Source organism: Pseudoalteromonas sp. S4741 (assembly GCF_005886135.1).
GTDB lineage: Bacteria > Pseudomonadota > Gammaproteobacteria > Enterobacterales > Alteromonadaceae > Pseudoalteromonas > Pseudoalteromonas tetraodonis.
The window spans coordinates 1-24,671 of the sequence record NZ_PNCN01000061.1; the positions used below are offsets into that span (position 1 = coordinate 1).

The 24,671-nt window shown below is 39.4% G+C and carries 26 protein-coding genes and 1 pseudogene; 9 read left to right on the forward strand and 18 right to left on the reverse strand.

Annotation, left to right across the window (positions count from 1 at the left end):
* Positions 1 to 176 precede the first annotated feature (176 nt).
* Genes CWC30_RS09840 through CWC30_RS18765 form a run of 3 tightly spaced genes read right to left on the reverse strand, consistent with a single transcriptional unit; the run spans position 177 to position 2,976 of the window.
* Positions 177 to 950: a Qat anti-phage system associated protein QatB gene (locus tag CWC30_RS09840; protein ID WP_249929847.1), complete on the reverse strand. Its 774-nt coding sequence runs from the start codon at positions 948 to 950 to the stop codon at positions 177 to 179.
* A 1-nt stretch (position 951) separates the two neighbouring features.
* Positions 952 to 2,712, reverse strand: coding sequence for a KAP family P-loop NTPase fold protein (locus CWC30_RS09845; RefSeq protein ID WP_138626999.1), 1,761 nt, complete (start codon positions 2,710 to 2,712; stop codon positions 952 to 954).
* Between the two features lie 18 nt (positions 2,713 to 2,730).
* Entirely contained in the window at positions 2,731 to 2,976 is a 246-nt protein-coding gene (locus CWC30_RS18765) for a helix-turn-helix domain-containing protein (RefSeq protein ID WP_033103103.1), read from the reverse strand.
* A gap of 508 nt (positions 2,977 to 3,484) precedes the next feature.
* Here CWC30_RS18765 and CWC30_RS09855 point away from each other — a divergent pair.
* The 6 genes from CWC30_RS09855 to CWC30_RS09880 all read left to right on the forward strand — a co-directional run bounded on the left by CWC30_RS09855 (position 3,485) and on the right by CWC30_RS09880 (position 10,963).
* Positions 3,485 to 4,384 (forward strand): cation efflux transmembrane domain-containing protein, encoded by a 900-nt coding sequence (locus CWC30_RS09855; protein ID WP_138627000.1) that lies wholly within the window; start codon positions 3,485 to 3,487, stop codon positions 4,382 to 4,384.
* A 99-nt stretch (positions 4,385 to 4,483) separates the two neighbouring features.
* The gene (locus CWC30_RS09860; RefSeq protein ID WP_008109690.1) at positions 4,484 to 5,128 is read left to right on the forward strand and encodes a class I SAM-dependent methyltransferase; all 645 of its coding nucleotides are present in this window, start codon (positions 4,484 to 4,486) and stop codon (positions 5,126 to 5,128) included.
* An 81-nt stretch (positions 5,129 to 5,209) separates the two neighbouring features.
* Positions 5,210 to 5,506, forward strand: a complete 297-nt coding sequence (locus CWC30_RS09865; protein WP_249929848.1) for a hypothetical protein — start codon at positions 5,210 to 5,212, stop codon at positions 5,504 to 5,506.
* Positions 5,507 to 5,579: 73 nt separating this feature from the next.
* Positions 5,580 to 6,872 (forward strand): TolC family protein, encoded by a 1,293-nt coding sequence (locus CWC30_RS09870; protein WP_138627002.1) that lies wholly within the window; start codon positions 5,580 to 5,582, stop codon positions 6,870 to 6,872.
* A 70-nt stretch (positions 6,873 to 6,942) separates the two neighbouring features.
* The gene (locus CWC30_RS09875; RefSeq protein WP_008109684.1) at positions 6,943 to 7,839 is read left to right on the forward strand and encodes an efflux RND transporter periplasmic adaptor subunit; all 897 of its coding nucleotides are present in this window, start codon (positions 6,943 to 6,945) and stop codon (positions 7,837 to 7,839) included.
* 10 nt (positions 7,840 to 7,849) lie between these two features.
* Positions 7,850 to 10,963, forward strand: coding sequence for an efflux RND transporter permease subunit (locus CWC30_RS09880; RefSeq protein ID WP_138627003.1), 3,114 nt, complete (start codon positions 7,850 to 7,852; stop codon positions 10,961 to 10,963).
* Between the two features lie 98 nt (positions 10,964 to 11,061).
* Here the strand turns inward: CWC30_RS09880 and CWC30_RS09885 are convergent, their stop codons facing one another.
* Positions 11,062 to 11,949: a cation diffusion facilitator family transporter gene (locus CWC30_RS09885; protein WP_008464143.1), complete on the reverse strand. Its 888-nt coding sequence runs from the start codon at positions 11,947 to 11,949 to the stop codon at positions 11,062 to 11,064.
* Complete coding sequence (locus CWC30_RS09890) at positions 11,936 to 12,667, reverse strand: transglutaminase-like domain-containing protein (RefSeq protein WP_008464145.1); 732 nt, start codon at positions 12,665 to 12,667, stop codon at positions 11,936 to 11,938. Before CWC30_RS09890 ends, CWC30_RS09885 begins: the two co-directional genes overlap by 14 nt.
* 79 nt (positions 12,668 to 12,746) lie before the next feature.
* On the opposite strand from CWC30_RS09890, the gene cadR reads away from it, so the two are divergent.
* The gene (cadR, locus tag CWC30_RS09895) at positions 12,747 to 13,136 is read left to right on the forward strand and encodes a Cd(II)/Pb(II)-responsive transcriptional regulator (RefSeq protein ID WP_008109677.1); all 390 of its coding nucleotides are present in this window, start codon (positions 12,747 to 12,749) and stop codon (positions 13,134 to 13,136) included.
* A gap of 526 nt (positions 13,137 to 13,662) precedes the next feature.
* Here the strand turns inward: cadR and CWC30_RS18770 are convergent.
* Positions 13,663 to 14,025, reverse strand: a pseudogene (locus CWC30_RS18770) (recombinase family protein).
* 433 nt (positions 14,026 to 14,458) lie between these two features.
* Here CWC30_RS18770 and CWC30_RS09905 point away from each other — a divergent pair.
* Together CWC30_RS09905 and CWC30_RS09910 are read left to right on the forward strand one after the other, a co-directional pair.
* On the forward strand, positions 14,459 to 14,980 hold the full coding sequence (locus tag CWC30_RS09905; protein ID WP_008109672.1) for a DUF305 domain-containing protein: 522 nt from the start codon (positions 14,459 to 14,461) through the stop codon (positions 14,978 to 14,980).
* A gap of 1 nt (position 14,981) precedes the next feature.
* The gene (locus CWC30_RS09910) at positions 14,982 to 15,713 is read left to right on the forward strand and encodes a MauE/DoxX family redox-associated membrane protein (RefSeq protein ID WP_008109669.1); all 732 of its coding nucleotides are present in this window, start codon (positions 14,982 to 14,984) and stop codon (positions 15,711 to 15,713) included.
* A gap of 216 nt (positions 15,714 to 15,929) precedes the next feature.
* On the opposite strand, the gene CWC30_RS09915 is transcribed toward CWC30_RS09910, so the two are convergent.
* The 12 genes from CWC30_RS09915 to CWC30_RS09975 form a co-directional block, all read right to left on the reverse strand.
* Positions 15,930 to 16,280, reverse strand: a complete 351-nt coding sequence (locus CWC30_RS09915; RefSeq protein WP_024602002.1) for a hypothetical protein — start codon at positions 16,278 to 16,280, stop codon at positions 15,930 to 15,932.
* Positions 16,281 to 16,330: 50 nt separating this feature from the next.
* Positions 16,331 to 16,702 carry a heavy-metal-associated domain-containing protein gene (locus tag CWC30_RS09920; RefSeq protein WP_008109666.1) on the reverse strand — a complete coding sequence of 124 codons (372 nt, stop codon included), beginning with the start codon at positions 16,700 to 16,702 and terminating at the stop codon, positions 16,331 to 16,333.
* A 10-nt stretch (positions 16,703 to 16,712) separates the two neighbouring features.
* A complete protein-coding gene (locus CWC30_RS09925) occupies positions 16,713 to 17,135 on the reverse strand; it encodes a hypothetical protein (RefSeq protein ID WP_008467863.1) in 423 nt (140 codons plus the stop codon).
* Positions 17,119 to 17,784 (reverse strand): methyltransferase family protein, encoded by a 666-nt coding sequence (locus CWC30_RS09930; protein WP_063529850.1) that lies wholly within the window; start codon positions 17,782 to 17,784, stop codon positions 17,119 to 17,121. The genes CWC30_RS09925 and CWC30_RS09930 overlap by 17 nt, the downstream gene beginning before the upstream one ends.
* The gene (locus tag CWC30_RS09935; RefSeq protein ID WP_063529849.1) at positions 17,777 to 18,112 is read right to left on the reverse strand and encodes a DUF2933 domain-containing protein; all 336 of its coding nucleotides are present in this window, start codon (positions 18,110 to 18,112) and stop codon (positions 17,777 to 17,779) included. Before CWC30_RS09935 ends, CWC30_RS09930 begins: the two co-directional genes overlap by 8 nt.
* Positions 18,102 to 18,449, reverse strand: a complete 348-nt coding sequence (locus tag CWC30_RS09940; protein ID WP_138627004.1) for a P-II family nitrogen regulator — start codon at positions 18,447 to 18,449, stop codon at positions 18,102 to 18,104. The genes CWC30_RS09935 and CWC30_RS09940 overlap by 11 nt, the downstream gene beginning before the upstream one ends.
* Positions 18,450 to 18,453: 4 nt before the next feature.
* Positions 18,454 to 18,807 (reverse strand): cupredoxin domain-containing protein, encoded by a 354-nt coding sequence (locus tag CWC30_RS09945; protein ID WP_138627005.1) that lies wholly within the window; start codon positions 18,805 to 18,807, stop codon positions 18,454 to 18,456.
* Between the two features lie 11 nt (positions 18,808 to 18,818).
* Entirely contained in the window at positions 18,819 to 21,062 is a 2,244-nt protein-coding gene (locus tag CWC30_RS09950) for a heavy metal translocating P-type ATPase (RefSeq protein WP_138627006.1), read from the reverse strand.
* Positions 21,063 to 21,163: 101 nt separating this feature from the next.
* Positions 21,164 to 21,577 (reverse strand): MerR family transcriptional regulator, encoded by a 414-nt coding sequence (locus CWC30_RS09955; RefSeq protein WP_008467855.1) that lies wholly within the window; start codon positions 21,575 to 21,577, stop codon positions 21,164 to 21,166.
* 300 nt (positions 21,578 to 21,877) lie between these two features.
* Entirely contained in the window at positions 21,878 to 22,300 is a 423-nt protein-coding gene (locus CWC30_RS09960) for a hypothetical protein (protein WP_010558026.1), read from the reverse strand.
* 631 nt (positions 22,301 to 22,931) lie between these two features.
* Entirely contained in the window at positions 22,932 to 23,792 is an 861-nt protein-coding gene (locus CWC30_RS09970; protein WP_004589262.1) for a copper resistance protein B, read from the reverse strand.
* The coding region (locus tag CWC30_RS09975) for a multicopper oxidase domain-containing protein (protein WP_171034707.1) at positions 23,789 to 24,671 on the reverse strand (883 nt) is incomplete at its 5' end. The genes CWC30_RS09970 and CWC30_RS09975, both read right to left, overlap by 4 nt.

A 24,671-nucleotide genomic window follows, 5' to 3' on the forward strand; every position in this document is an offset into this window, starting at 1 on the left:
ACAAAGATCAACACGCCCTAGAAAAATCAGGCAAGTTAGCTGGGTCATGATTAAAATAAAAATTAGTCATCAAAGCTCTCCCACTCATCAACTGTCATGGCAATAGCATCGGCTTGAATTTTAGTAATATTTTCCTTACTGATAGTACTGGGGTTGCCATTAGTTACTTTGTCTAACTATTCTTGTGTGATCACTTTTATTAATTCCCTTAATTCAACTTCCATTTGATGATGCTTGCTTGCTGGCTCTACATGAAACCAAGCTCTGCCCATGCCTTCAACCACATCCTGAAATATAAGATCTGTTAAATAACAACCTATGGCTTCTTGGATAACTTCGTCGGTAAAGCTGTTAGGATCAAACTCTTCAGTATCGGGTAATGCTTCCTCTAGTGCGTAATCCAACGCAACTCTTACAGCATCCGAATCGGCATTATGAGGCGCTAAATGGCTAGCAATTTTGTCAATTGCTTGGTCAGTCGATAGCCCAGTTAGATCACCTAATGATAAGCTTTGATTATTAACCGTTACTGTGTCGCCACGCATGAAACCAAGCAATCCAGAACCAGCAGTTATGCCGCTTGCTAGTCTCCGGCTAGTACTCTTACCTCCACCAGAGCCTTTTCTAGAGTAACTTTTTAATGAACGCCTTAGATCCGAAGTTGATCCACCTGTTTGAGCGTACTTACCAAATGCTCTTCTTGCACTAGCAAACCTATTTGGAGGCGGTGTTGCTGTTGGTGAACCGCCGATTTCTTGTTGAACCTTGTCATTGTCAATATCGTTACTATTGTCATTCTGATCATCTGCTTGACCACTGTCAAAGCCTGTTTGATCATCCCCATCAGTACCTGATGCAGGTTCTATCGTGACGGGGTCTCCTTGCTCTGCCCACGATGGAATTAGCGGACTCTTGTTATTCGGTCCTGTTGACGATGCGGACGTACCCATATTACTTAGTTCCCTCTAGTTCTTTTAAAATTGGATTAAGCCACCTTTGTCGGGGCAAGCTTTTTAAGAATGTAAGAAGACTTAAACAACATTTATCATCCTGCTTGGCAAGTAGCACTGCTCCATAGATGCCTGTAGGTCTTTCAGTCCAATCACCAATCAACTTAAAGTTTTCAATCAAACCATCCATGACTGACATGTATTCTTCCTTAGGAGTTGTGGTAATCGCAGTAGAGTTAACGCCACTGACCCTTACCTTTTGCTTCATTAAGTCTTCTACAAGTTTTTGAGCGGCTCCTGACATTACCGCATTAACAGCGCCCATTGGAATGCTTTCTCGACTCAGATACGCCGCTGGAGTCAAATCCATCTCAGTAAACATTGGAGGTAATTTCGACCATTTATCAATAAAAGCTAGGTCGAGTTTCCACTCTTCAGGTAAATTAATTTCGTCAAATTCGACTTCTGAATTTTCAAGATCCGCTAATACTTTTGGATATCCGTTTTCCTTATCAATTAATTCATAAAGCTTGTTGGTAGCCTGAGTGCCTAAGCACCTCTCAAAAATTACCAGCTTAGTGATAGTTTTTTCATCAAGCTGCATTCCTCTGCGATGAGCGGTTTTCTTTCTCATCTTAACCTGATTGAGTAATCGCTTAACTATGCGAGGGTTGCCGTTAATGTTTGTGGATTCAGCTAATAGTGGAGCTAACTGTTCAGCAACCACAAATTTACTTCTGAGTTCGGAATGCTTTTCAATCTCGTGATCTTGAAGTAGCTCGTCAACGGTAATTTGTGGTTGTTTCCACGACAGCCTTAATGACTCTTCAAGGGCACATCTTATCGTTTCTAATTGCGCATCGGTAACGCCGTGATCTTGAGCAGTAAGCATCATTAAATATGCCCTTATCTCCAGAACGCCGGGTCTTGGTACATGCACAGGAATTTGAATAAGCTTGTCTAAATAATCAGTTTGATGTCGTTGAGATGCACCTTTGTGATACTCAGGCACTGCCAAGCGGATCATGTCCTCATCGGCGGCAATAACAAATGCAGTATTGGGTAAAAATAGAAATAACCTGATCGCCTCAAGGGTCGAAATAGCATTAAATGGAGAGCAGCGATCTAAATTATCGACATAGACAATAAGTGGCTTATCAAACTCCTTTAACAGATCAGAATATGCTTTTCGGAATTCTTTAATTTCTTTAGGAGGTGAAAATGATTTATTATCTTTGATCAAACCTTTGTTTTTCTTCGCGACATCCTTAGCGCCATCGACAGCACCTTTTACATCATCAACATCCAGTTCACCATCGTCACCACCACTGAATAGTCCCATGATCTTCTGTATACCACCCATAGTTGGTATACCAGCTAATGCTGCACCACCATCCATTAGCAATCCCATCAGTCTGATCTTATCTATTCGTCCAGCAAACTCTTTTGCTTTTGCACTGAGATTTTTATCGTCTGCTGCTTTTTTAACTAAAGTAGATGCAATTGTTTCTAGTAACGCCGCTTTAGCGTCATCATACCCTTGGAAAGTCCATGCATCGAAATGTACTTGGATATATTCTTGTTCATCACTTTCCAGAGAAGCCTTAGTAAGTTCAAGAATCGTCGATTTTCCAGCGCCCCAATCACCAAAAACGCCTATACTAATAGGCATTAACTCCTTTTCTGTTATAAGATCTTTTATTGACTCAGCCGTTTCATTAAAATTTAAGAAATCAATTTTTGATTCTTTATCAGACCACATAACGTCTCCTTTTATTTATTATTTCTTTTGTTCCATTCTTTCAATAGTTCGGTGAACCGTGGGGCGGCTAACAGAATATTTCTTCGCTAATGCAGAGATCGATTCACCATTTAATTTATCTTTATATAATTCTTTCGCTTGTTTGTCTGATAAAGCAGGCAATCTGCCCATGTGTTTGCCTTTAGCTTTAGCCTCTTCACGACCTTCTGTGGTTCTGGCTTTTATAAGATCCCGCTCAAGTTGAGCGAATATGTGGCTACGCATAATGTTTGAGATTATTTCTCATCAAGCCAGATTGGGTGAGTACTAGGAAATCTTCGTCAGATTTGAGCCTGAAGCAGTCGTAAACGATGGTACAAAATTACTTCAGCTAAAATTCACTTTGATACGAAACCGGACATTAGGCTTAGCGTATCTCATGACAAGTGTTCCAACAATATAGTCGTTGCTCTTACTTTTAAATTTAAATCTTGTTTTAGATCCTCTGTACAATTAGTAACACACCAACGCGACTTTAATGTGGAATTAGGATCATCGGTTAATTTATTCTATCTAGATAGCTCTTCTATTTTTTATCTTTGATAAACATCGGTATAAAACGGGCAGTCCAAATAATGTTAGCAGTGTTTGCTGTCACTACCCCCCAACAATTATTTTCTTGGAATAGCTATTTGAGTTACTTCCCAAACTTTTCATATTGAATAATTTTTATTTGACTCTATAGCCACTATAGATTTTATACTTATTTTAATATTATTACGGAATGTTAAATATGTCAGAAAAATGTAGTGGTCAGTGTCAATCATCTTCTACCAATGAAGATGTAAAAATTGATACACAATTAGATAACTATAGTGGCGCGTTTGTCAGTACATTTAAAGTACCTCAAATGGACTGTCCTTCAGAAGAGAGATTGATTAGGTTAGCACTTGACTCAATTGAGCCTTCAGTTGGGTTGCAATTTGATATTCCTAGCCGTTTAGTCAAGGTTTTTCATGATGAAAATTTAGATGAGATAACAAAAAAATTACAACAACTCAATCTCGGTGCAGAGTTGGCATCAACTAAAGAAAGTTGCAGCACCGAAGCTGCAAAAGCAAAAGACTTAGCCCAAAAAAATGAGATGAAAGAAGCATCAACCCTAAAATGGTTGTTAGCCATTAATGGAGTCATGTTTTTTATAGAAGTAATTGCTGGGATTATTGCACAGTCTGCTGGCCTAATTGCAGACTCATTAGATATGTTTGCTGATGCTGCTGTGTATGGTTTAGCTATTTATGCCGTAGGTAAAAGTATTAGCATGAAACTTAGAGCAGCACATATATCTGGTGTGCTTCAAGTTATTCTAGCGCTAGGTGCTTTGAGCGAAGTCGTAAGACGCTTTGTTTACGGTAGTGAACCGATCTCTTCTTTAATGATGATATTTGGTGGAATAGCACTAATCGCTAACGTTGCTTGTCTGTTTTTGATATTTGGCAACAAAGAAGACGGCGCTCATATGAAAGCGAGTTGGATTTTTTCCGCAAATGACGTTATCGCAAACGTTGGTGTAATTTTAGCTGGCTTATTAGTTACAGCAACAAGCAGTCGTTATCCAGATTTAGTGATTGGTTTGATAATTGCTGTTGTAGTTTTAAACGGTGCTCGCCGTATCTTACAGCTAAAGTATTAAACAAATTCATCATGGCTATTTATTTAAATTTTAAAACCATTAATAGCATCTTTATAGCTAGTTTAAGTCTGCTTCAAACGGCTAAAGGGAAATGAAGTTATGAAAAACAATGCCTACATTCCGCCATTACGATTTCATTGGTTAACTAATTTTTATGACAGCCTCGTTGCTATCACCACGAGAGAAGCATTTTTTAAAAAACTGATTGTAGATAAAGTTGCCAACGTCAAAGGAAACAACCTACTTGATGTTGGATGTGGAACCGGAACGCTAACAAAATTAATAGCTGAAAAATCACCTAAATATACCGTAATAGGCTTAGATGCAGACCAAACCGCTTTAGATATTTCACAGAAAAAAGTTATAGGCAAGGATCTTAATATTTCTTTTAGACAGGGCTTTGGACAAGAAATGCCTTTTAGTGATAATTCCTTTGATATCGTAGTTTCAAGTTTGTTTTTTCATCACTTAAGCCGTTCAACTAAGCGTGCGACATTAACTGAAATTCGTCGGGTACTTAAACCGGGTGGCATTTTATTAATTGCTGACTGGGGAAAGCCGACTTCAATATTTCAACGGATATTGTTCTTTGTCGTTCAGTTATTAGATGGTTTTGAAACTACAAAAGATAATGTAGATGGAGTCCTTCCTTCTTTAGAGGTTGAATCAGGGTTTACTCATGTTTCAGATTTAAACATAGTCCCAACGACTTTGGGAACTATCAGACTGATTGAAGCGAACTAGATAACAATGAACCTAATGCGTCCGTCATATTTTAAACCATATATATCATACGTGATAATGATTTTAATCGCGGTGCAATCTGTGTTTTTTTCGCTAGAAGAGCTTGAAGTAAACTTAAGTGAAAGTTCTTTTAGTTCATCACTAACTAAGTCTATTACCCCGCTAAAAGCTCCAGAAGACTCCAATATGCTTGAGGTGAATAATAGCAACTCTTCAATTGATAATTGTAATTTTTGTTGCTGTTGTCACTTATTTTTAAATGCTGATTCTTCCTGTAACATTTTCCAAGCAACAGATCACTTCCTTACCTACGCCTTAGTTTCTCCTGAGCTAAAAGGCTATATCTCGGTGCCATTCCGCCCACCTAAATACGCCTAAATTTTATAGAAAATTAAGAAAGGTCAAATGTTAATGACCTAAATATCACATATAAATTTATAGGAAAGTATACATGGCACTTAATACCTGTGTGCATCGCAAGATAGCAATTTTGAGGTGTGTAACACCTCGGCTTAAATATATCGCGTTTCTCGCTTTGTCACTTTTTACATTTAATGTTTATGCGTTTGAAAAGCCGTTAAACCTTCAAGAGGCAATTCAGTGGACGCTTAAACAAAATCCTGAACTCAAAATATTTGATTTCAAACAAACCGCATTAACAGGACAAGAACAAACAGCAAGTTTAAATCCCGCTTATGAACTAGAAGTTGAAGCTGATAACTTTGCAGGCTCAGGTGAATTTAATGCATTCGACAGTGCTGAATTAACAGTCGCTCTATCTTCGGTTATCGAAATGGGAGATAAACGCTCAGCGCGGATTGGACTTGTTTCAAAATCAAGAGCACTACTCAATGCTGAGAAAGAAGTCTCTGCGCTTAATTTAATGGCTCAAGTCACTGAGAAGTACGTGGAAGTACTTGCAGCCCAACAAAGAGTGATATTGGCAGATAATGCATTGAGCTTAGCACAAGAAACGTTAGAGATTGTATCTCAGCGTAACCGCGCAGGTGCTACTCCTGAGGCTGAAGTGAAACGTTCAAAAGCAGTTATTGCTCAGGCTAACCTCACCCTTCAATCTGAACAAAAGCGCTTGGAATATCTAAAGCTTTCTTTATCAGCTTACTGGGGAGAAACATCAGTGTCATTCTCTAGAGTAACTGGAGATCTGTTTCAGTTTGGCAATGATAGTGATTTTAGTAGTCTCTTTGCGAAATTAGAGAAAAACCCTGCTATTCAAGTTTATGCAAGTGAGCAGCGACTAAAAGAGGCCGAATTACAGTTGGCTAAAACAGAGTCAACGGCCAATATCAAATGGTCTGTTGGTGTTAGGCGCTCTCAAGAAGCCAATGATACGGCACTGGTCGCTGGCTTTAGCTTACCTTTGTTTGCTGAAAAGCGAAATTCTGGTGCAATCGCTAGTGCGCTAGCAGAGCGTGACCAAGTTGCCATAGAGAAAGAGGCGACTAAGTTGAGGTTTAGAAATCACTTACTACGAGCATACTCCAATAGAAAACAAGCCATATTAACAGCTAATTCATTAAAGCAGTCGGTTATCCCAATGCTTGAAGATGCACTGGAAGATACTCAAGACGCCTATCAAAAAGGTCGATATGGATATCTTGATTATGTATCGGCTAGACAAGAGCTGTTAAATGCTCGGCGAACCCTCATTGATGCGGCATCTGCTGCCCTAATTTATGGCGCAGAGATAGAAAAACTAACAAACGAAGCGCTGTCACTCTAAATAAACATCACTTTAAGTTTAATAACAATTTATTGATTCAGTTATTAACTGAATCGTTTAGGAATTCAAAATGAAAAACTATTTACTCGCACTATTGATTTTTATTGGGTATCTATCACCCATTCAAAGTGTTATCGCTAGTGAAGATGAACATGAAGGCGAAGAAGGCATTAGCAAAATAAACAATAACATGGCAAAAAGGCTTGGTGTTGAAACAGCCTATTTAGCTTCAAAAACGTTGAACCAAACTATCCCTGTATACGGCGCTACGACGATAGGCGCTGAACAATTATTTCAAGTTGGCGCTAGATATAACGGCGTTATAAAGACAATTAACTCCACTGTTGGTGATAAGGTAAAAAAAGGAGATCTATTGGCCGTTATTGAATCTAACGAAAGCTTAAATACCTATAAAATAACATCCCCTGTTTCTGGGACTGTTTTACAGCGAAATGGAAATATTGGCGGTATCACGCAAAACACTAGCTTGTTTGAAATCGTCAATTTTGACACCTTGTGGGCTGAATTTAAGGTGTTTACCAGCCAATATAATCAAATCAAAGTCGGTCAACCTGTTGATATTGAGCATGGTGAACAGGCATTCAACTCAACCATCACCAATATAATTCCAGCTAAAGATCAGTCTTATGTTTTAGCACGTGTACGTTTAAATAACACTGAGCTAAACCTAACCTCAGGCCAATTATTAATGGGCAGCGTAAAGATAAACCGATTTGAGGTGGATTTAGCCGTCGAGAAAGTTGCGATACAAGAACTGGGAGGACAATTTGGTGTCTTTGTAAAAGAAGATGAAGAGTACGAGTTTGCGCCACTTGTGCTCGGACGTTCAGACAAAAACTATATCGAGGTCATTGATGGCCTCAGTAAAGACGCTGAATATGTAAACAAAAACAGTTATCTGATAAAAGCGGATATTTTGAAATCTGAAGTAGAAGACGACGATTAGGAGACGCAATATGATTGAATCAATTTTGCGTCTTGCAATAAATAGACGCTATTTAGTATTAAGTCTGCTGATGGTAATCATCGGCGTTGGCATGTGGAGTTATCAAAAACTTCCCATTGATGCTGTTCCAGATATAACAAACGTGCAGGTACAAATAAACACTTCTGCCCCCGGTTATTCACCTTTGGAAGCGGAACAAAGGGTGACCTTTCCTGTAGAAACCGCCTTAGCCGGATTGCCAAAGCTGTCTCACACCCGCTCCCTGTCAAGATATGGATTATCTCAAGTAACCGTTATCTTTGAAGAGGGAACCGATATTTATTTTGCTCGCAACTTAATCAATGCAAGATTAGCTGCGATAAAAGGCGTTATTCCCTCTGGCTTAGAGCCAGAAATGGGTCCTATTTCGACAGGGCTTGGCGAAATATTTATGTATACCGTACAAGCTTCTCCTGACGCTAAAATGCCTAATGGAGAGCCTTATACCGCTATTGCCTTAAGAGAAATACAAGACTGGATCATTAAACCGCAATTGGCTCAAGTTAAAGGCGTCATTGAGGTCAACAGTATCGGCGGCTACAACAAGCAATATCACATAACGCCTAAACCCGAAAAATTACTTTTTCATCAGGTAACCTTTGAAGAAATATCTGATGCATTACGTAAAAACAATGACAACCGTGGCGCAGGTTATATCGAACAAAACGGACAGCAAGTTTTAGTACGCTCCATTGGGCAACTAGCGACAATAGATGAGATCCTCAATGTCATCATCAAAAAGAACGATGGTATTCCTGTAAAAATAAGTGATGTTGCCAATGTTGCTATAGGCAAAGAACTTAGAACAGGGGCTGCTACTCGTAATGGCATTGAGACAGTGCTTGGTACAACCATGATGCTGATTGGTGAGAATTCTCGCACCGTTGCTTTAGAAGTGGAACATAAGCTCAGCGAAATACAAAAATCTCTGCCAAAGGGCATTACCGCAGAGCCTGTTTACGACAGAACAACGTTAGTAGATAAAGCGATTGCAACCGTTACCAAAAACCTCGTTGAAGGTGCGCTTTTAGTTATTGTTGTGTTATTTATTCTACTTGGAAATTTACGTGCAGCTCTCATTACCGCTGCTGTTATCCCTATTTCCATGTTAATGACAATCACAGGTATGGCGCAAGCAGGAGTATCTGCCAATTTAATGAGTCTCGGCGCATTGGACTTTGGCTTGATAGTGGACGGGGCTGTAATCATCGTTGAAAACTCTGTCCGTAGGTTAGCACAGGCCCAACACAACGGTCATAGGCAAGACTTAAGAGAACGCCTAAATACCGTTTTTGAAGCCACTTCAGAAGTGATACGTCCAAGCTTGTTTGGTGTGGCAATTATCACTGTTGTTTACATCCCCATTTTCACGCTAACTGGCGTTGAAGGGAAAATGTTCCACCCTATGGCGGCAACTGTCGTTATGGCGTTAATTTCCGCAATGATCCTTTCAGTTACACTGGTTCCTGCTGCTGTAGCTGTGTTTATGAAAGGTAAAATCAGCGAAAAAGAAAGTGTAGTTATTCGTTCAACCAAGTCTATTTATGAACCATTGTTAAAAATGGCGTTGAAATTTCGTTGGGTTATTGTTTCATTCTCAACGCTGTTAATGGGGTATAGCCTTTGGTTAGCAACAACGCTGGGTAGTGAATTTGTTCCACAGCTAAATGAAGGGGATATAACAGTCCAAGCGCTAAGAATACCTTCTACCGGCCTAGAGCAATCAGTAGAAATGCAAGAAGTACTTGAGCAACGTATTAAAGCGTTTCCTGAAGTTGATAAAGTATTCTCGCGCATCGGCACATCAGAAGTAGCAACTGATCCAATGCCACCGAGTATTGCTGATATCTTTGTTATTTTAAAACCACGTAAAGAATGGGCCGAACCTTCAAAGCCAAAGAGTGAATTAGTTGAAGAAATGGAAGAAGTACTGAAAAACATTCCGGGCAACAACTATGAATTCACTCAGCCTATTCAAATGCGTTTCAATGAATTGATTTCTGGCGTTAGAGCTGATGTCGGCATCAAAATATTTGGTGATGACTTAGATCGATTATTACTTACCGCAAAAGATATTCTAAATATTGTGAAAACCGTGGACGGTGCTGCTGATGCCCGAATGGAACAGGTCACAGGTGTTCCATCTTTATCAGTAATTCCTAAACGAGAAGCGCTTGGTCGATACGGTTTGAGCGTTTCAGAACTGCAAGACTGGGTTGCTACTGCAATTGGTGGAGAATCTGCGGGGATCATTTATGAAGGAGACAGACGATTTGAGTTAGTTGTTCGTCTACCGGAGCAAACAAGAACAGATATCAATGGCTTGAAGCACCTGCCGCTTCCACTTGAGGGTGGTAACTATGTGCCACTTGAAGAAGTTGCAGAGCTTAAATCAGAGTCTTTACCTGCTCAAATTAGCCGTGAGAACGGAAAAAGAAGAGTTGTGGTTACCGTCAATGTTCGTGGCAGAGATTTAGGCGGCTTTGTAAAAGAAGTGAAAGCTAAAATTAATCAGGAAGGAGAAATCCCAGCAGGATACTGGCTTGATTATGGTGGAACGTTTGAACAACTAGAGTCAGCGAGTAAAAGATTAAGCTTAGTTGTGCCGATCACATTAGTTGTAATCTTAGGTATTTTGGTTATCGCATTTGGTTCATTAAAAGATGCATTAATCATTTTCAGTGGCGTGCCTTTAGCATTAACTGGGGGCGTATTTTCACTTTATTTAAGAGACATGCCCTTATCAATTTCGGCAGGTGTCGGCTTCATAGCATTGTCAGGTGTCGCCGTATTAAATGGCTTGGTTATGTTGGCTTTTATTCGAGATCTTTGGCATGAAAAAGGCGACCTTTACGTAGCGATCATTGAAGGTGCCATCATTCGTTTAAGACCTATTTTAATGACGGCACTGGTTGCTAGTTTAGGTTTTATTCCAATGGCGCTAAACACTGGAATTGGTGCAGAAGTACAACGACCACTAGCAACAGTCGTTATCGGCGGTATTGTATCTTCTACCATTTTAACTTTGTTTGTATTACCTGTTTTATATCAATGGGCGCATGGCTCTGAGAGTAACAAACAGTAATCTGACGAAATTTAAAGCCCAAAAAGCAGCTTAATTAATAGGTTATGCCTAATTAAGCTGCTTTTTATATTGTATGCCCAACATTTTATTGATAAAGCTTACTGCGCTTCATCCCGACAATTTTCATTTAAAAACTCAAACTCTATCGTTGTATGCGATAAATGATAGGAAGATAATTTAGCTGCAACTTCTTGTTTAAGCCTAATTAATTCTTTAACGTCAAAGTTGTCACTCAGCTCAAGGTGCGCTGTTAAAACGTGACTTTCACCATCTAGTGACCAAAAGTGCATGTGGTGGATACCATTAACTTCAGGAAATTCCATTAGTGATAGTTTAATACGCTTTTGAGTCTCTTTATCGGGTGCAGCTTGAAGAAATAAAACGAGTGTTGATTTCAGGTTTTTGAAAACATTAAACAAGATGAACAGCGTGAACCCTATTGATAAAAGGGGATCTAATATCGGCAGTTCAGCGAACAACAGTACGATAGAGACTATAAGAACGGCAACCCATCCAAGTACATCTTCAAGAAGGTGCCATGTCAGCACTTTCTCATTTAATGTTTCACCCGCTTTTAATTTTAATACCGCATATCCGTTAACGGCAACGCCGAGTATCGCTAGCCCTAACATCCCCTCGACTACAGGCATTTCAGGATTGGACAGCCTTGGAATTGCTTCAAATAAAATCCAAATTGAGCCAATGATTAAAACAATACTGTTTATCAATGCGCCAAAGAGAGTAAGTCTACGATAACCATAACTAAACTTATCTGATGCTTCTTTATCTGAAAAACGACTTAAAATCCACGCAAAACCTATTGAAAGACTATCACCAAGATCGTGAACTGCATCTGCCATTATCGCAGTACTGTTAGTGAGCCAACCACCTATAAATTCGATAATAGTAAATGTCACATTCAGAAAAAATGCCCAACCAATACGATCATCTTTAGAATGCTGATGACTGTGACTATGGTTGTGCATTTTGTACCTCCAGTGCTTTTGTATTTCTAATTTTTGATACATTCATATTAATCAAATGGCGAATCACACCTTGATACATCCAACGTTTTACTCCCGACAAATTAGTACCCTTTTCAAGATAAAACTCATCAGGGGAATCATAAAGCCCAAAGTCGTCATGAATACCTTCTTTTTGAATATAGGTATCTTGGCCGCACCAATTTGTGTTTGGTGAAGAGAAACACTTTGTTGCAACACCATAGACACAAAAGTCATCTTTTGCTTGGCTAAATTTCTGCTGTAGTGAGCTTAAGTATTGCTCATCCAATATAAAGCCCTCTAAGTTTATCCAGCGTCCATCGAAATAAACTTCTACCCAACTATGAATGATGTATTTAGGTGCTAACCAAAATACATAGCTAGGTATAGCCCCTTTTTGTAATTGCTGATCAATGGTAAAACCATGGAAACGACACTGGATACCTAGTCCACGCAATAGCGCCATTAACAGATTACCCTTAGTATTACATTGCCCATAACCATCTGCTAGTACATCGCTTGCTGCTATATCATCACTCTTGTTATAGCCAAACATTATTTCATCTTTCACAAATTGGTATGCTGCTCCAATTTTGTTGAAATCGTCTAAGCTTTGCCATCCTCGCTGATCGATCAGGGATTGGATATCTTTGTGTTCAAAATTAACGATATTCGTATTGTTTAAATATTTCTCGGTCATTTTTTATATATCCTTTTCGTTGCATACTTATACTACAGACTCTATAGTAACTATAGAATCAAATGTCTGGGGGAAATTGATGAAAATAGGCGAATTGTCTAAAAAATCGGGCTGTTCAATACAAACGATTAGATATTATGAAAGAGAAGGATTACTGTTAAATCCAAACCGTTCAGAAGGTAATTTCAGGCTGTATGATAGTAAAGCACTTAAACAATTGGAGTTCGTAAAACATTGTCGCAGCCTAGATATATCACTCAATGATATTAAACGTCTTATCGAATTAAAAAATAAGCCAGAAGAAAGCTGCTCTAGCGTTAATGCATTAATTGATCAGCAACTTGCACTAGTGAATAAACGCATGAAAGAATTAAGGGCGCTTAAAGCTGAATTACAACAGATGGCTAGTGCTTGTGGTTCGAACAATACTATTGAAGCATGCGGGATCATTAAGTCACTAGATAGTTAACTCTGTTAGAGGCATACGGGCAGAATATAGAACATTAATCGACTATTGCATGTCCTAAATGTGGACAGATAAAAACGGAAGAAATGCTGACAAATTCATGTCAGCGGTATCACAAGTATGAGTCACACAAGGTTTTGCCAAACTATTGAATGGTGACTGGTGTGTTTACTTCTCATATGGAACAGCAAAATTCCGCCAATTCTAGAACGACAAAATTAGTTGCAGCCGTTAATGCACTAGAGTGTTTAAATTGAAGTTTATTATTGACTCTTCAACGTCTGCTTTACACTCTGAATTTTCGTTAATAACTCAAAAGCTAACTTCCGCTTTTGGCTAAGTGAAATCATAAGGTATTCATTGATGCTAATGTCCGCAATGTCGGAGGAGCTGCCGTTAGCAAATAGCATCAAATTATCGTAATATAACTGATTGAGTCTCAGATATTATGATTAAAAAATCATACTTTCATAAAAAGAGAGATTGGCGGCATCCCTTTAAAACCTTTCAGTCTAAAATGAGATCAATCTCAATCATTATGCACAGTCACAAATACTCCACATAGGTTGATCATGGCAGTGGCAAACGGATTATCATTTTTGGTATTGAGAGAGCCGTCGATAATATTCAAACAAGCACCTTTCTTATGGATGCTTTCAATTGCCTCAAGAATAGATTTTAACGACCGTCCCAAACGGTCGAGGCGAGTAACAATAACTTCATCACCTTCCCTGATAAAGTCGATGAGTTCCTAAAGCTTTTCTTCATTTCGAATCGAAGCACCAGACTGTTTGCCTTGGAATATTTTTTCACAGCCCTGAGCGTCCAACTTGGACAGTTGAACATTTAAATCTTGTTCTTTAGTTGAAACTCTTGCAAAACCAACTTTCATATATACGAAACCTGTAACTTTCGCACACCTTAACAATTAAATGAACGAAAGTATATTAAATAAATTTCGTACATGAACGTAATAAAAAATAGAAATTCGTACACTACGGATAGAAAATGAATGACAATTCTAACTATAAAGTGACTTAATTATTTCACACGCTTCACTTGTACACGAGCTTGCCATTTGTTGAAGCTCAGCTTGTAGTGCTTTGAGTTCTCCCATTAGATTGTTAACTAAAGCCAATTTAGCCTGTGTCTATCATAAGTTCAAAACTTAAACTTTAGATATAAGCTGAAATTGAGTCAATCGTATTACAAATACTCTTATTGATACTGGCTCATTACTTGCACTTTTTCGAGAACATGACCACATGTAGAGAATAATAGGCTAACAGTGGGAAATATTTACACTATCAATGTAAGGATTACTTATGAAATACTCAAGATTTGCTGCAATGATCATCACCTCAACCATTGCTATGTTTGTCATGATGTATCTCAACACATACGCAGTATCACATATATGGTTTAGTGAAACGCGTATCTATATGGCGTTGTATATGGGAGCAGGTATGGCAATGATCATGCTGGCCTTTATGCTTGGCATGTACAGTAACAAGAAGCTCAACATGGCTATTTTTCTATTGGCGACAATACTGTTTGCCATATGTCTTTATCTTGTTCGCTCTCAAAGCACAATTTCTGACACTGCTTACATGAAAGCGATGATTCCTCATCACTCCATTGCTATTCTTACTAGTGAGCATTCAACTTTGGAGGATGTACGCGTGCGTGAATTGGCAAATGGTATTATTAAAGCCCAACGAAAAGAAATAAAAGAAATGGAATGGCTGATTAAAGATATTTCTGAAAATGGAAAGGTCAGCTCACAAGCTCAGGCTGAGCAACGACCGCTCCCAAAGTTTGAAGGCACACTGAACAAAGGAGACTAAGATGACTAAGACAGCTACCCTGTACAGAATGGTCACTGACGAACATATCTGCCCCTATGGTTTAAGGTCGAAAGATTTGCTGGAGAGGCAAGGGTATGATGTAGAAGATCATAAGCTCACGTCAAGACAACAAGCTGATGACTTCAAAGCTAAGCATGATGTCAAAACTACGCCACAAACCTTTATTGAAGGAAAGCGTGTCGGAGGATACGATGACTTAAGAGAGTATTTTGGTAAAGATGAAGCAGGTCAAACTGGCACAACCTACACGCCCGTTGTAGCCATTTTCTCGATAGCTGCACTTCTTGCTGTCGCATCTCAACATTTTGCTTCCGGCTCATTTATCTCCATCAGAACACTGATGCTATTTATAGCTTTTTCAATGACGCTCTTAGCGGTGCAAAAACTGAAAGACCTATACAGTTTCACAAATTCGTTTATTACTTATGATTTACTAGCGATGAGATGGATAAGATATGGTTATATTTATCCCTTCATTGAAGCATATGCAGGTATTGGTATGGTTGCCCAACTACAGCCTCTCGCAGTGGCACCATTTTCATTGTTTATCGGCACAGTTGGAGCAATTTCAGTTTTCAAAGCCGTTTACATCGACAAACGCCAGTTAAAGTGTGCCTGTGTAGGCGGCGATAGCAGTGTGCCACTTGGATTTGTATCGCTATCTGAAAACTTATTTATGATCGCGGGAGCATTGATTATGCTGCTGATGTAAAGGTATAGCTCTATTCGGCGGCCCCTTAACTGTTAAGATTAGACCTAGGATGCCAGCCCACACCTTTCTAATTCATATGTAACATTTTTTCTGTCGTACTGGCATCAAGATAACCAGAACTGAGCAAACAATCTCAAAGGTTGTACAAAATAACACTAAAGTTTTTTCATTAAGTTTTATTGTTATGCTCTTGTGGTGGCTTTCGCCACCACTTTATTAGTTTTCAAGTTCCACCATATCTTTCGCTGCAATGTCACCAGACACTAGCTTTACAGTTGCGAAATGATCATTCACAATTTTAGTAATTTGTACCGTTCCTACCTTTTCGATAGTGTAGGGATCTTCACCTTCACTCAATACTATTCTTTCATGGAATCTAATAACACTGTATTTTTGCCCAACCTCTGCGCCATGCTTAGCACCAATACAGATTAGAGTTCGATTATCAGAACTTTCTACTACCTGACCTCTCACCATGTATTTATGATAAAAAGTGGTATTGGAACAACCCACTAAATATAAACCGAATGTAAGCAATAAAAGAGCTTTTATATAGGGTGTTTTCATCACTGTTACCTCATTTGACTAACTAATTATCTATACACTTTTTTATGAATTCATTTGTTTTTCCGGCCAGCCCCCGAAGGTGCTTGATGACAACTCCAAGGCTTATGAACAGAGTTATCTTTGATGTTCTGATCAACAAATTTATAGTAACTTTCTTTAGTATGTGTCCACCAATCATTATGAACATCTGCGCCATACTTACGGATTACCTCCTCAATCCCATCAAGGCTTACGTTTGCGGCATCATAGGCAAGGTGTATTTCACCTTCTTTGATGTTGTAACTAACTTCATCTATACCAAAAAGCTGATCTATTTCTTTTACTAACTCGTCACAGCTTTCTTCTGTGACATTGCTAAGCTTTAGATTTCGAACAACTAAATTTTGCTCTCTAACGCCAACTCTATGATTTAAATCGCTCATAATTTTTCTCCTAATGTTTGTGTGAATGCTGTTGATTGCTATCTTTCATTTCTTCCATTTTGCGGTTCATCTGCGGCATCATGTTCCCCATCATTTCTAAATGATGTTCAGCCATCTTGATTTGTTGATGCATTGGCATTTCTTCCATGTTTTTGTGCATGGATTGCATCATCTTCATCATTGAACGGTGATGTTCAACCATCATCTGCTGTTGCTTTTCAGGATCTTTTTCAGTTTTAATGGCATGGACTTCCTTTTTCATTTCCATCATCTTTTTGTGCATTTCTCCCATGTTCTCATGTGGTATTGCCATGCCTTGATGCATATCAGCTTTGTTCGCACCTTCATGTTTATGCTCATTGTTTTGGGCAAATGAGCTAGTAGTTATCAGTAGTGAACTAATAAATAAAATTGATTTAGTTAACGTTTTCATGATTTTTACCTTCTACACTTTTATTAAAATTTGGGATCCAACTTGGTGTCGATTCCATATACCTGTGGTACTCCGAACCAAACTCAGCAATCGCTTGTGCTTCTTCGCGTTTCGCTAGCTTGACGTAAACAACGACTAAGATCGGAAACATCGCAAGTGTTGGGATTGTCGGCCACTGCAATAAAAAGCCGAACATGATTAGAATGAAAGCTACATACTGTGGGTGGCGACACCTTGCATACCATCCAGTTGTAGCCAATTGATGATGCTTTTGCGCGTGATGCAATACATTCCATGCTGAAGACAACATAAAGAAACCTGCAACAATAAACACCATACTCACTATATGAAATGGGTCCCAATGGGCATCACCTTGAAATCCAAAGAAAGTATGTAATAAATGCCCATTCTCATGCGCAAAGAAATTTACTTCTGGATAGGTCTCCGTCAGCCACCCCGACAGAAAATAGATAGTTAAAGGAAAGCCATACATTTCAGTAAATAGGGCAACAATAAAGGCGGAGAACGCTCCAAGGCTTCGCCAATCAGTAGATGTTTTTGGTTTGACAAAACTAAAGGCAAAAAAGATAAAAATTGCTGAGTTCAGTATCACCATTGACCATAAGCCATAATCATATGTCTCATTCATCACTGTTCTCCTTTTTATGTGATTCCTTACGTCCTTCTTCTAAACCTTGTATGTAGCCGTCACGATAGGCAGCATTTTTATCCGTGAGTTCTTGAAAGCTCTCTTCCTTTTTCTCATCAGGCGCATGTGAATGATCGTGGCCATGTTTGCCATGACTGCCATGCATAAATACGTGCATCAACGGGCATAGCAATAAAATCAAATAAGGAAGAAATTGCAGTACATGCTGTCCATGTTCAAAGATTAAAAAATAGGTGGCTGCGGCAATAAGCACCAATGCAGCCCAACCCGTGGGTGTTGACCAAAATTTAGGGTGCTCATTTTTCATATTGGCCTCCTATTGACCTTAAATTTTCCGCTGAAGCTTCAGACTTAGAATTTATCCAGAAGAGATTATCCACAGGGGAGATACTAACTAGTCCTTCTCCTTCAACGTTGGTATACGCTGCATCAAGCAAAACTTTAGCAACATGTTCTGCATCATCAAAAGCAACATAAATTGTCATAACTATATGTGCTGATAAGTGATTTCTGTTGTAAGTATCAGCATATGCACCTCTGCCCGTTGCTTTATGAATGGTAAAGCCTTTATAGCCATGTGAAAGTAGTGCCTCTTCTACTCGTGTTAACACCATTTCATCGAAAATGGCGGTCACTTTTTTCATCCTCCTAAACAACCTTTAAGACACCGCGATACATTTGCATCTGACAATGAAACTCATGCTCTCCCGGTGATAAGTTCAATAAGGTAATTTGAGTAATTTCATTTAATTTAAGCTGCTCGCTTACCTCCAATGATGGAATAAGCATTGTTTCAGCGCAGGGTGATTGATCTTTGCGCATAAACTTCAGAGTGACAGGTTGACTAGCAGACACTTGGATTGAGGATGGTGAATACACGCCATCCCTCACTTCAATGAGTACTTCATTACCTTGAACAATTGTTTTATTGGGTTTGTATAGCCAAAACCACCAAACAATCAGTGCGATTAACACTAAGCCTAATAAGTTAATTAACATCATCGTGTTTCTCCTTAATGCTCTTTTGCTTTAAACAAGCGAAGTCGATTTGCATTTGACACTACAGTCAATGACGAAAACGCCATTGCAGCACCTGCAATTACAGGGCTAAGCAGAATGCCAAAGAAGGGATATAGAACCCCCGCAGCAAAAGGAATCCCGGCTACGTTATAGACAAACGCGCCAAACAAGTTTTGTTTTATATTTCGTAAAGTAGCTTTGCTTACCGCTATGGCATCAGCTAGGCCATGAAGTGAACCACGCATTAGGGTAATGTCAGCACTTTCGATAGCTACATCAGTCCCTGTGCCTATGGCGAAGCCAACATCGGCTAACGCTAGCGCAGGAGCATCGTTGATGCCATCTCCTGTCATACCAACAATTTCGCCGCCTTCTTGTAGCTCTTTCACCTTGTTGGCTTTATCTTCTGGCAGCACTTCAGCAAGAAACTCACTAATACCCGCTTTTTTGGCAACAGCAGCAGCGGTTTCCTTGTTATCACCCGTTAACATGATGACGCGTATACCATTAGCCTGAAGCCGTTTGATAGCAGAGATTGAGTCTGACTTGATAGGATCTGCAACAGCAATGATTGCTGCAAGTTCACCATCTACAGCAAAGTACATAGGTGTTTTGGCTTCTTTGGCTAAAGACTGTGCTTGTTCAACAAAGCCTGTGAGGTCTATGCCTTTTAACTTCATTAGTTTATCGTTTCCGAAAAGCAGGGCTTTGTTGTTGCAGCTTGCTTCTACACCAAAACCCGTAATGGCGTTAAAGGCTTCAATTTTTAGTAACTCAATATCCTGATCTAACGCACTTTCAACAATCGCTTGCGCTAAAGGGTGCTCTGAGCCGCTCTCTAAACTTGCAGCAAGCTGTAGTACGTCTTTTTCGTCCGTAGCTTTTGCTAAAACAATATCGGTTACCTTAGGTGCCCCTTCAGTAATAGTGCCCGTTTTATCTAAAATCATGGCAGTGATTTTAGAGGCGGTTTGCAGTGCTTCACCGTTGCGAATTAGCACGCCTGCTTCTGCGGCCTTTCCTACTCCGACCATGACAGACATGGGCGTTGCCAAGCCCAAAGCACATGGGCAGGCAATAATGAGTACAGTAGTTGCTGATACGATGGCAAAAGCAATTGCTGGCTCAGGTCCAAAGTTAAGCCATGCTAGCGCACTTAACACAGAGATGATCATGACAACAGGAACGAAAAAAGCTGAAATAACATCAGCCAAGCGGCCAATCGGCGGTTTAGAATTTTGTGCTCGTTTCACCATATTGATGATCTGTGCAAGCGCCGTGTCTTTTCCAACACGTGTGGCTTTAAACATAATCATGCCTGATTTGTTCAAAGTACCAGCGACAACCTCATCTTCTTCGGCTTTTTCAACAGGCATAGGCTCGCCTGTCAGCATGGACTCATCAATAGAGGTGTGCCCTTCCAATACCACACCATCGACGGGAATTTTTTCGCCCGGTTTTACCTTTACAATATCGTTAAGTAAAACCTGCTCAATACCAATCTGAACTTCTTTGCTATCACGAACTACGGTTGCCGTTTTGGCCTGCAAGCCGATAAGACGCTTAATGGCCTCAGAGGTTTTACCTCTGGCTTTTATTTCTAATGCCAGACCTAAATCAATTAAGCCAATGATCATGGCGGTAGCTTCAAAATAAACATGCCGTGCCATTAATGGAACGGCGTCAGGTGCAAACACGACAACCATCGAATACACCCAAGCTGTACCTGTTCCTAAAGCTATTAGAGTGTCCATATTAGCGGAGTGGTTTTTAAAGCTTTTCCATGCTCCTACATAGAAATGCTTACCTGAAAAATACATAACACCAAAAGTTAAAATGCCTACAACCAGCCAAGACATGCGTTCAAGGTTTGTTTCAACCGTCATTTCTCCAACCACAATGCTGTAGATCATCAAAGGAACACCGAGTGAAAGGGCAATAAACGTATCGCGCATTAGTTTTTTATAATATGCCCAATCAGCCGCTTCTTTCTCGTCAAGCGCATCTGCTGCCGAGCTATCATCAATTGACTTCGCGTTATACCCCACAGACTCAACAGCTTTGATCAATTCTTCTGTCTTAGCTGTCCCAGAAACTGTTACAGTCCTATCAGCAAAATTCATTTCCGCACTGACGACTCCAAGAGTTGCCTTCAACGCCCCTTCAATTTTGCCTACACAGCTAGCACACCCAGCACCTTCAATGATAAGCTGTTGGTTATGTGATACTTTCTCCAACGTATTCTCCTTACTTTTACACGAAGAGGATTGAGCTTTTGCCTGACAGCAACAGCCTGATTCAGTTTTTATATTTGTGTTAGTAGCCACCCTTTTTCCTCCTATGCTTTTTTAATTTGCTCAAAGTTTTCGATGAGATGACAAACCATGTTTGCAGTCGGTGCTTTGTCTTCCATTTCTTCCCATCGAGAAAGCGCAGAAGACATTTTTCCTCGAAGTGCCAACATTGCTTGAAACTGCTTTTCTGTTTCTTCAAGCCGCTCTTTGATCAGGCTTCTGACTAATGGGCACGCACTTTTACCATCTTCAGATTCATTAATAATTTCCTTGATATCTGCAACGGAAAAACCAAGGTTTCTGGCACTTAAAATGAATTTAAGTCTCGATACTTCTTTATTCGAGTATGACTTGTAGCCGTTCACTGACTTAGCAGGTTTTAACAATCCTAATCTGGTGTAATAGCGCACCGTATCAGCAGTCGTTCCAAGGCTTTTTGCCAGCTCCGCAACTTTCATATTCACTCCTCAGTTTTTTAGCTAAGTTTGTACTCTCATCTTCAGCTTAGACCTGTGTCTAAGACACAGGTCAAGTACTAATTCTAGTGAATAAGCTAAAAACTAATTTTTTTGGTAAAAGAGAAATCTCGGTCAAAATCGACAGCATTAAGTACTGTAAATAGCAATAGTTTGAGCATGTTCATCATGCCTCCAAAAAATATTGTGCTAATTGTTCAAAACGGTTGGTAATTTAAACCAATCAGTAAATCGTTTTATTTTTGATGGGACTGGCGAAAAAAAGGCGCACTGATCCCGTGATTAGCCAATAATTGGTGGACGATAAAGTAAGAGATGGATACCAGATTTTGGTAGGGGTATACGCTGTAGAATTAGCTCAGAATGAATATTGCAAATACCTTCGTCTTGCGCTTCCACAAGATAGGCATTTAAATGAAAGCTTGTACAAAAACCGCCTTCACAACAAACACAATCACCAGCTTTACATTTTTCACAGTCTTCATCACCATGACGGTTTTTAGAATCTTGCGAATTTTCAGTGTGATAGTGACTATTGTCATTCATTGATTGATGATGCATATTTTTGCTTGGTTGTATAATATGCGTGTCGGAAGATCCATTTTGATGTTCTTCACAATTCATTGGTTTAGCAATAGCAAAGCCATGCTGCGTAAGCAACAGAGTAATTACCACTATTTTAAACCACTTGAAAAGTCCAAACATTTTAATTCCTTATTTATCACCTACAATATTAGCCACTTTATAAAAATAATTTTATGATCTTGATCAACCTTTGAACTAAAACCTAAACTTTTTACTTTTTACTTTTTACTTTTTACTTTTTTAAACAGCTTTAACTTCACAAGTATAAAAGGGGTGTCTAATTTATACTCATGAGATTGAAGCCAAGCATGAGCACCATTAAAAGAAATAAAAACCCTACGCTCATAACTAGGTATTGAGTAATGGATCATTTTTCCAATTGTTCAGCTTTAAGCGCAGTACTTTGCAACAATCGGTTCTATCTCGGGCACATCCAATTCCCGTTCATCAAAAGTGATAAAATGGCCTATTGTACGTCTTTCAATGGCGATGTTTTTTGCCTTGACTCTTTAACCTTAACCATTCGCCAACTTTACTTCTTAGCTGATATTCCACCTTGATAGGTATACACCAGACTGGCACCGATTGAAAACAAGAAGTAGCTTACTATTACTGCTCTTAGTTCTTTCCAAAAAAACTATTAGCTAGGCCTTTCCTAACATAACTAAAATGGTTTAAATCCCAAAAAACGAAAGCTACCATCAATATAGTTGCGGTAGCTCTCATCAAGTCAATATAGTATTTCTTCATATCAGAGCCAGAACTTGATACCTGCAACAAAAGCAGTATCACGAGTACTTTGCCCATTTAACTTCGCAAAGTCGGCTGTATTACCAAATTTATTTGTCCACTCAACGCCAACATAGGGAGCAAACTGGCGGGTAAACTCATAACGAACCCGAAAACCAATAGCACTGCTAGACAAGCCACTACCAAGGTTATTTTGGACGTCATCCTTACCGTAAAGCGTCAACTCTGCTCGTGGTTGAACAATTAACTTTTGAGTAAGTAATAGCTCATACTCAGCTTCGATCGAAAATGCACTATTACCTTGCTCTCCTAAATACGCAGTCATATCAATTTCAAACCAGTAGGGGGCTAGACCTTGTAAACCAAAAGCTAGCCATTTGCGGTTTTCACCTTCGTTATTGTAATCAAGTCGAATACCGACTTGTGTATCCCAATAAGCAGATATTGCGTGGCCCCATAGAAAATCTGTTTGGTTCTCCTCTAAATTACCTTCGCTAAAATCTCCTTCAGTTTTGATGACTAATCTATCAAAAGTAGTGCCATACCATGCCTGAAAGTCAAAAACACCTGCGTTTGTTTGCTCATTATATTCAAGACGATCCCCTAGTAGCGCGTAAAATGAATGCTCATCTGCCAAAGTCAGTCGTTTGTCGCTACTGAGTGCATAAGGACCTTCAGTCAAAGTTGTACCTGCTGCATAAGCATGGGGGTCTCTAGCATCTTTAGGTGCATCTCCACCTTGTGCTTGCATTTTAGAATCACCCATCTCAGTCATCTCATCTTTTGCAGATACAGATACACTTATAAGGGGCAAACCTATTAATAATAGTCTTAACGTATTGGTTAGTATTAATTTTTTCATGATACAACTACCTCTCTAAACATACCTGCATCCATGTGGAATAATAAATGGCAATGCCATGCCCAGCGACCTACGTCATGAGGTGTTGTTAAAAAACTAATTCTTTGCGCTGGTTGTACAGGGATAGTATGGCGACGAACCTGTACATCACCTTTTTCATTCTCCAAATCGCTCCACATACCATGCAGGTGCATGGGATGTGTCATCATTGTATCGTTTTGTAAAATAACTCTTAAACGTTGATTATGCTTCATGTGAACTGGCGTGCTTTTTCCAAATTCCAAGCCATCAAATGACCAGCTATAACGCTCCATGTTTCCAGTTAAATGTAATTCAATTTCAGCCTCTGGCTCTTGCTGGTTTGTAATTCCCTCAAGAGAATGTAAATCTGCAAGTGTTAAAACACGGCGTCCATTTTTACGTAAACCTATACCGGGATCATCAAGGTTTGTTCTAGGCATATCAACACGCATATCAACAGAAGCTCCATACTCTGTTTTTGCATGACGCACTTTAGTGCTAGCAACAGCTAATGGGTTTTTAGTCATTCCATGTTTACTATGATCCATTGCCATCGCTCCATGACCCATTGCACTATGATCCATTTTATTAGAATTCATGCCCGACATGTCTGCCATACCTGCCATCGCGGAATGCTCACCACCTTGGGCCATATTCCCCATCATATCTGTCATCGTTAACCATTCAACGGGATCTAGAGCAGGTACTGGTGCATCAATATTAGGTGCCATTGATAAAGTACCTTTAGCATAACCTGAGCGATCCATGCTTTGTGCAAAAATCGTATATGCATCATTTTTTGGCTCGACAAGTACATCATAAGTTTCACCGGGACCAAATCTAAATTCATCTACTGTC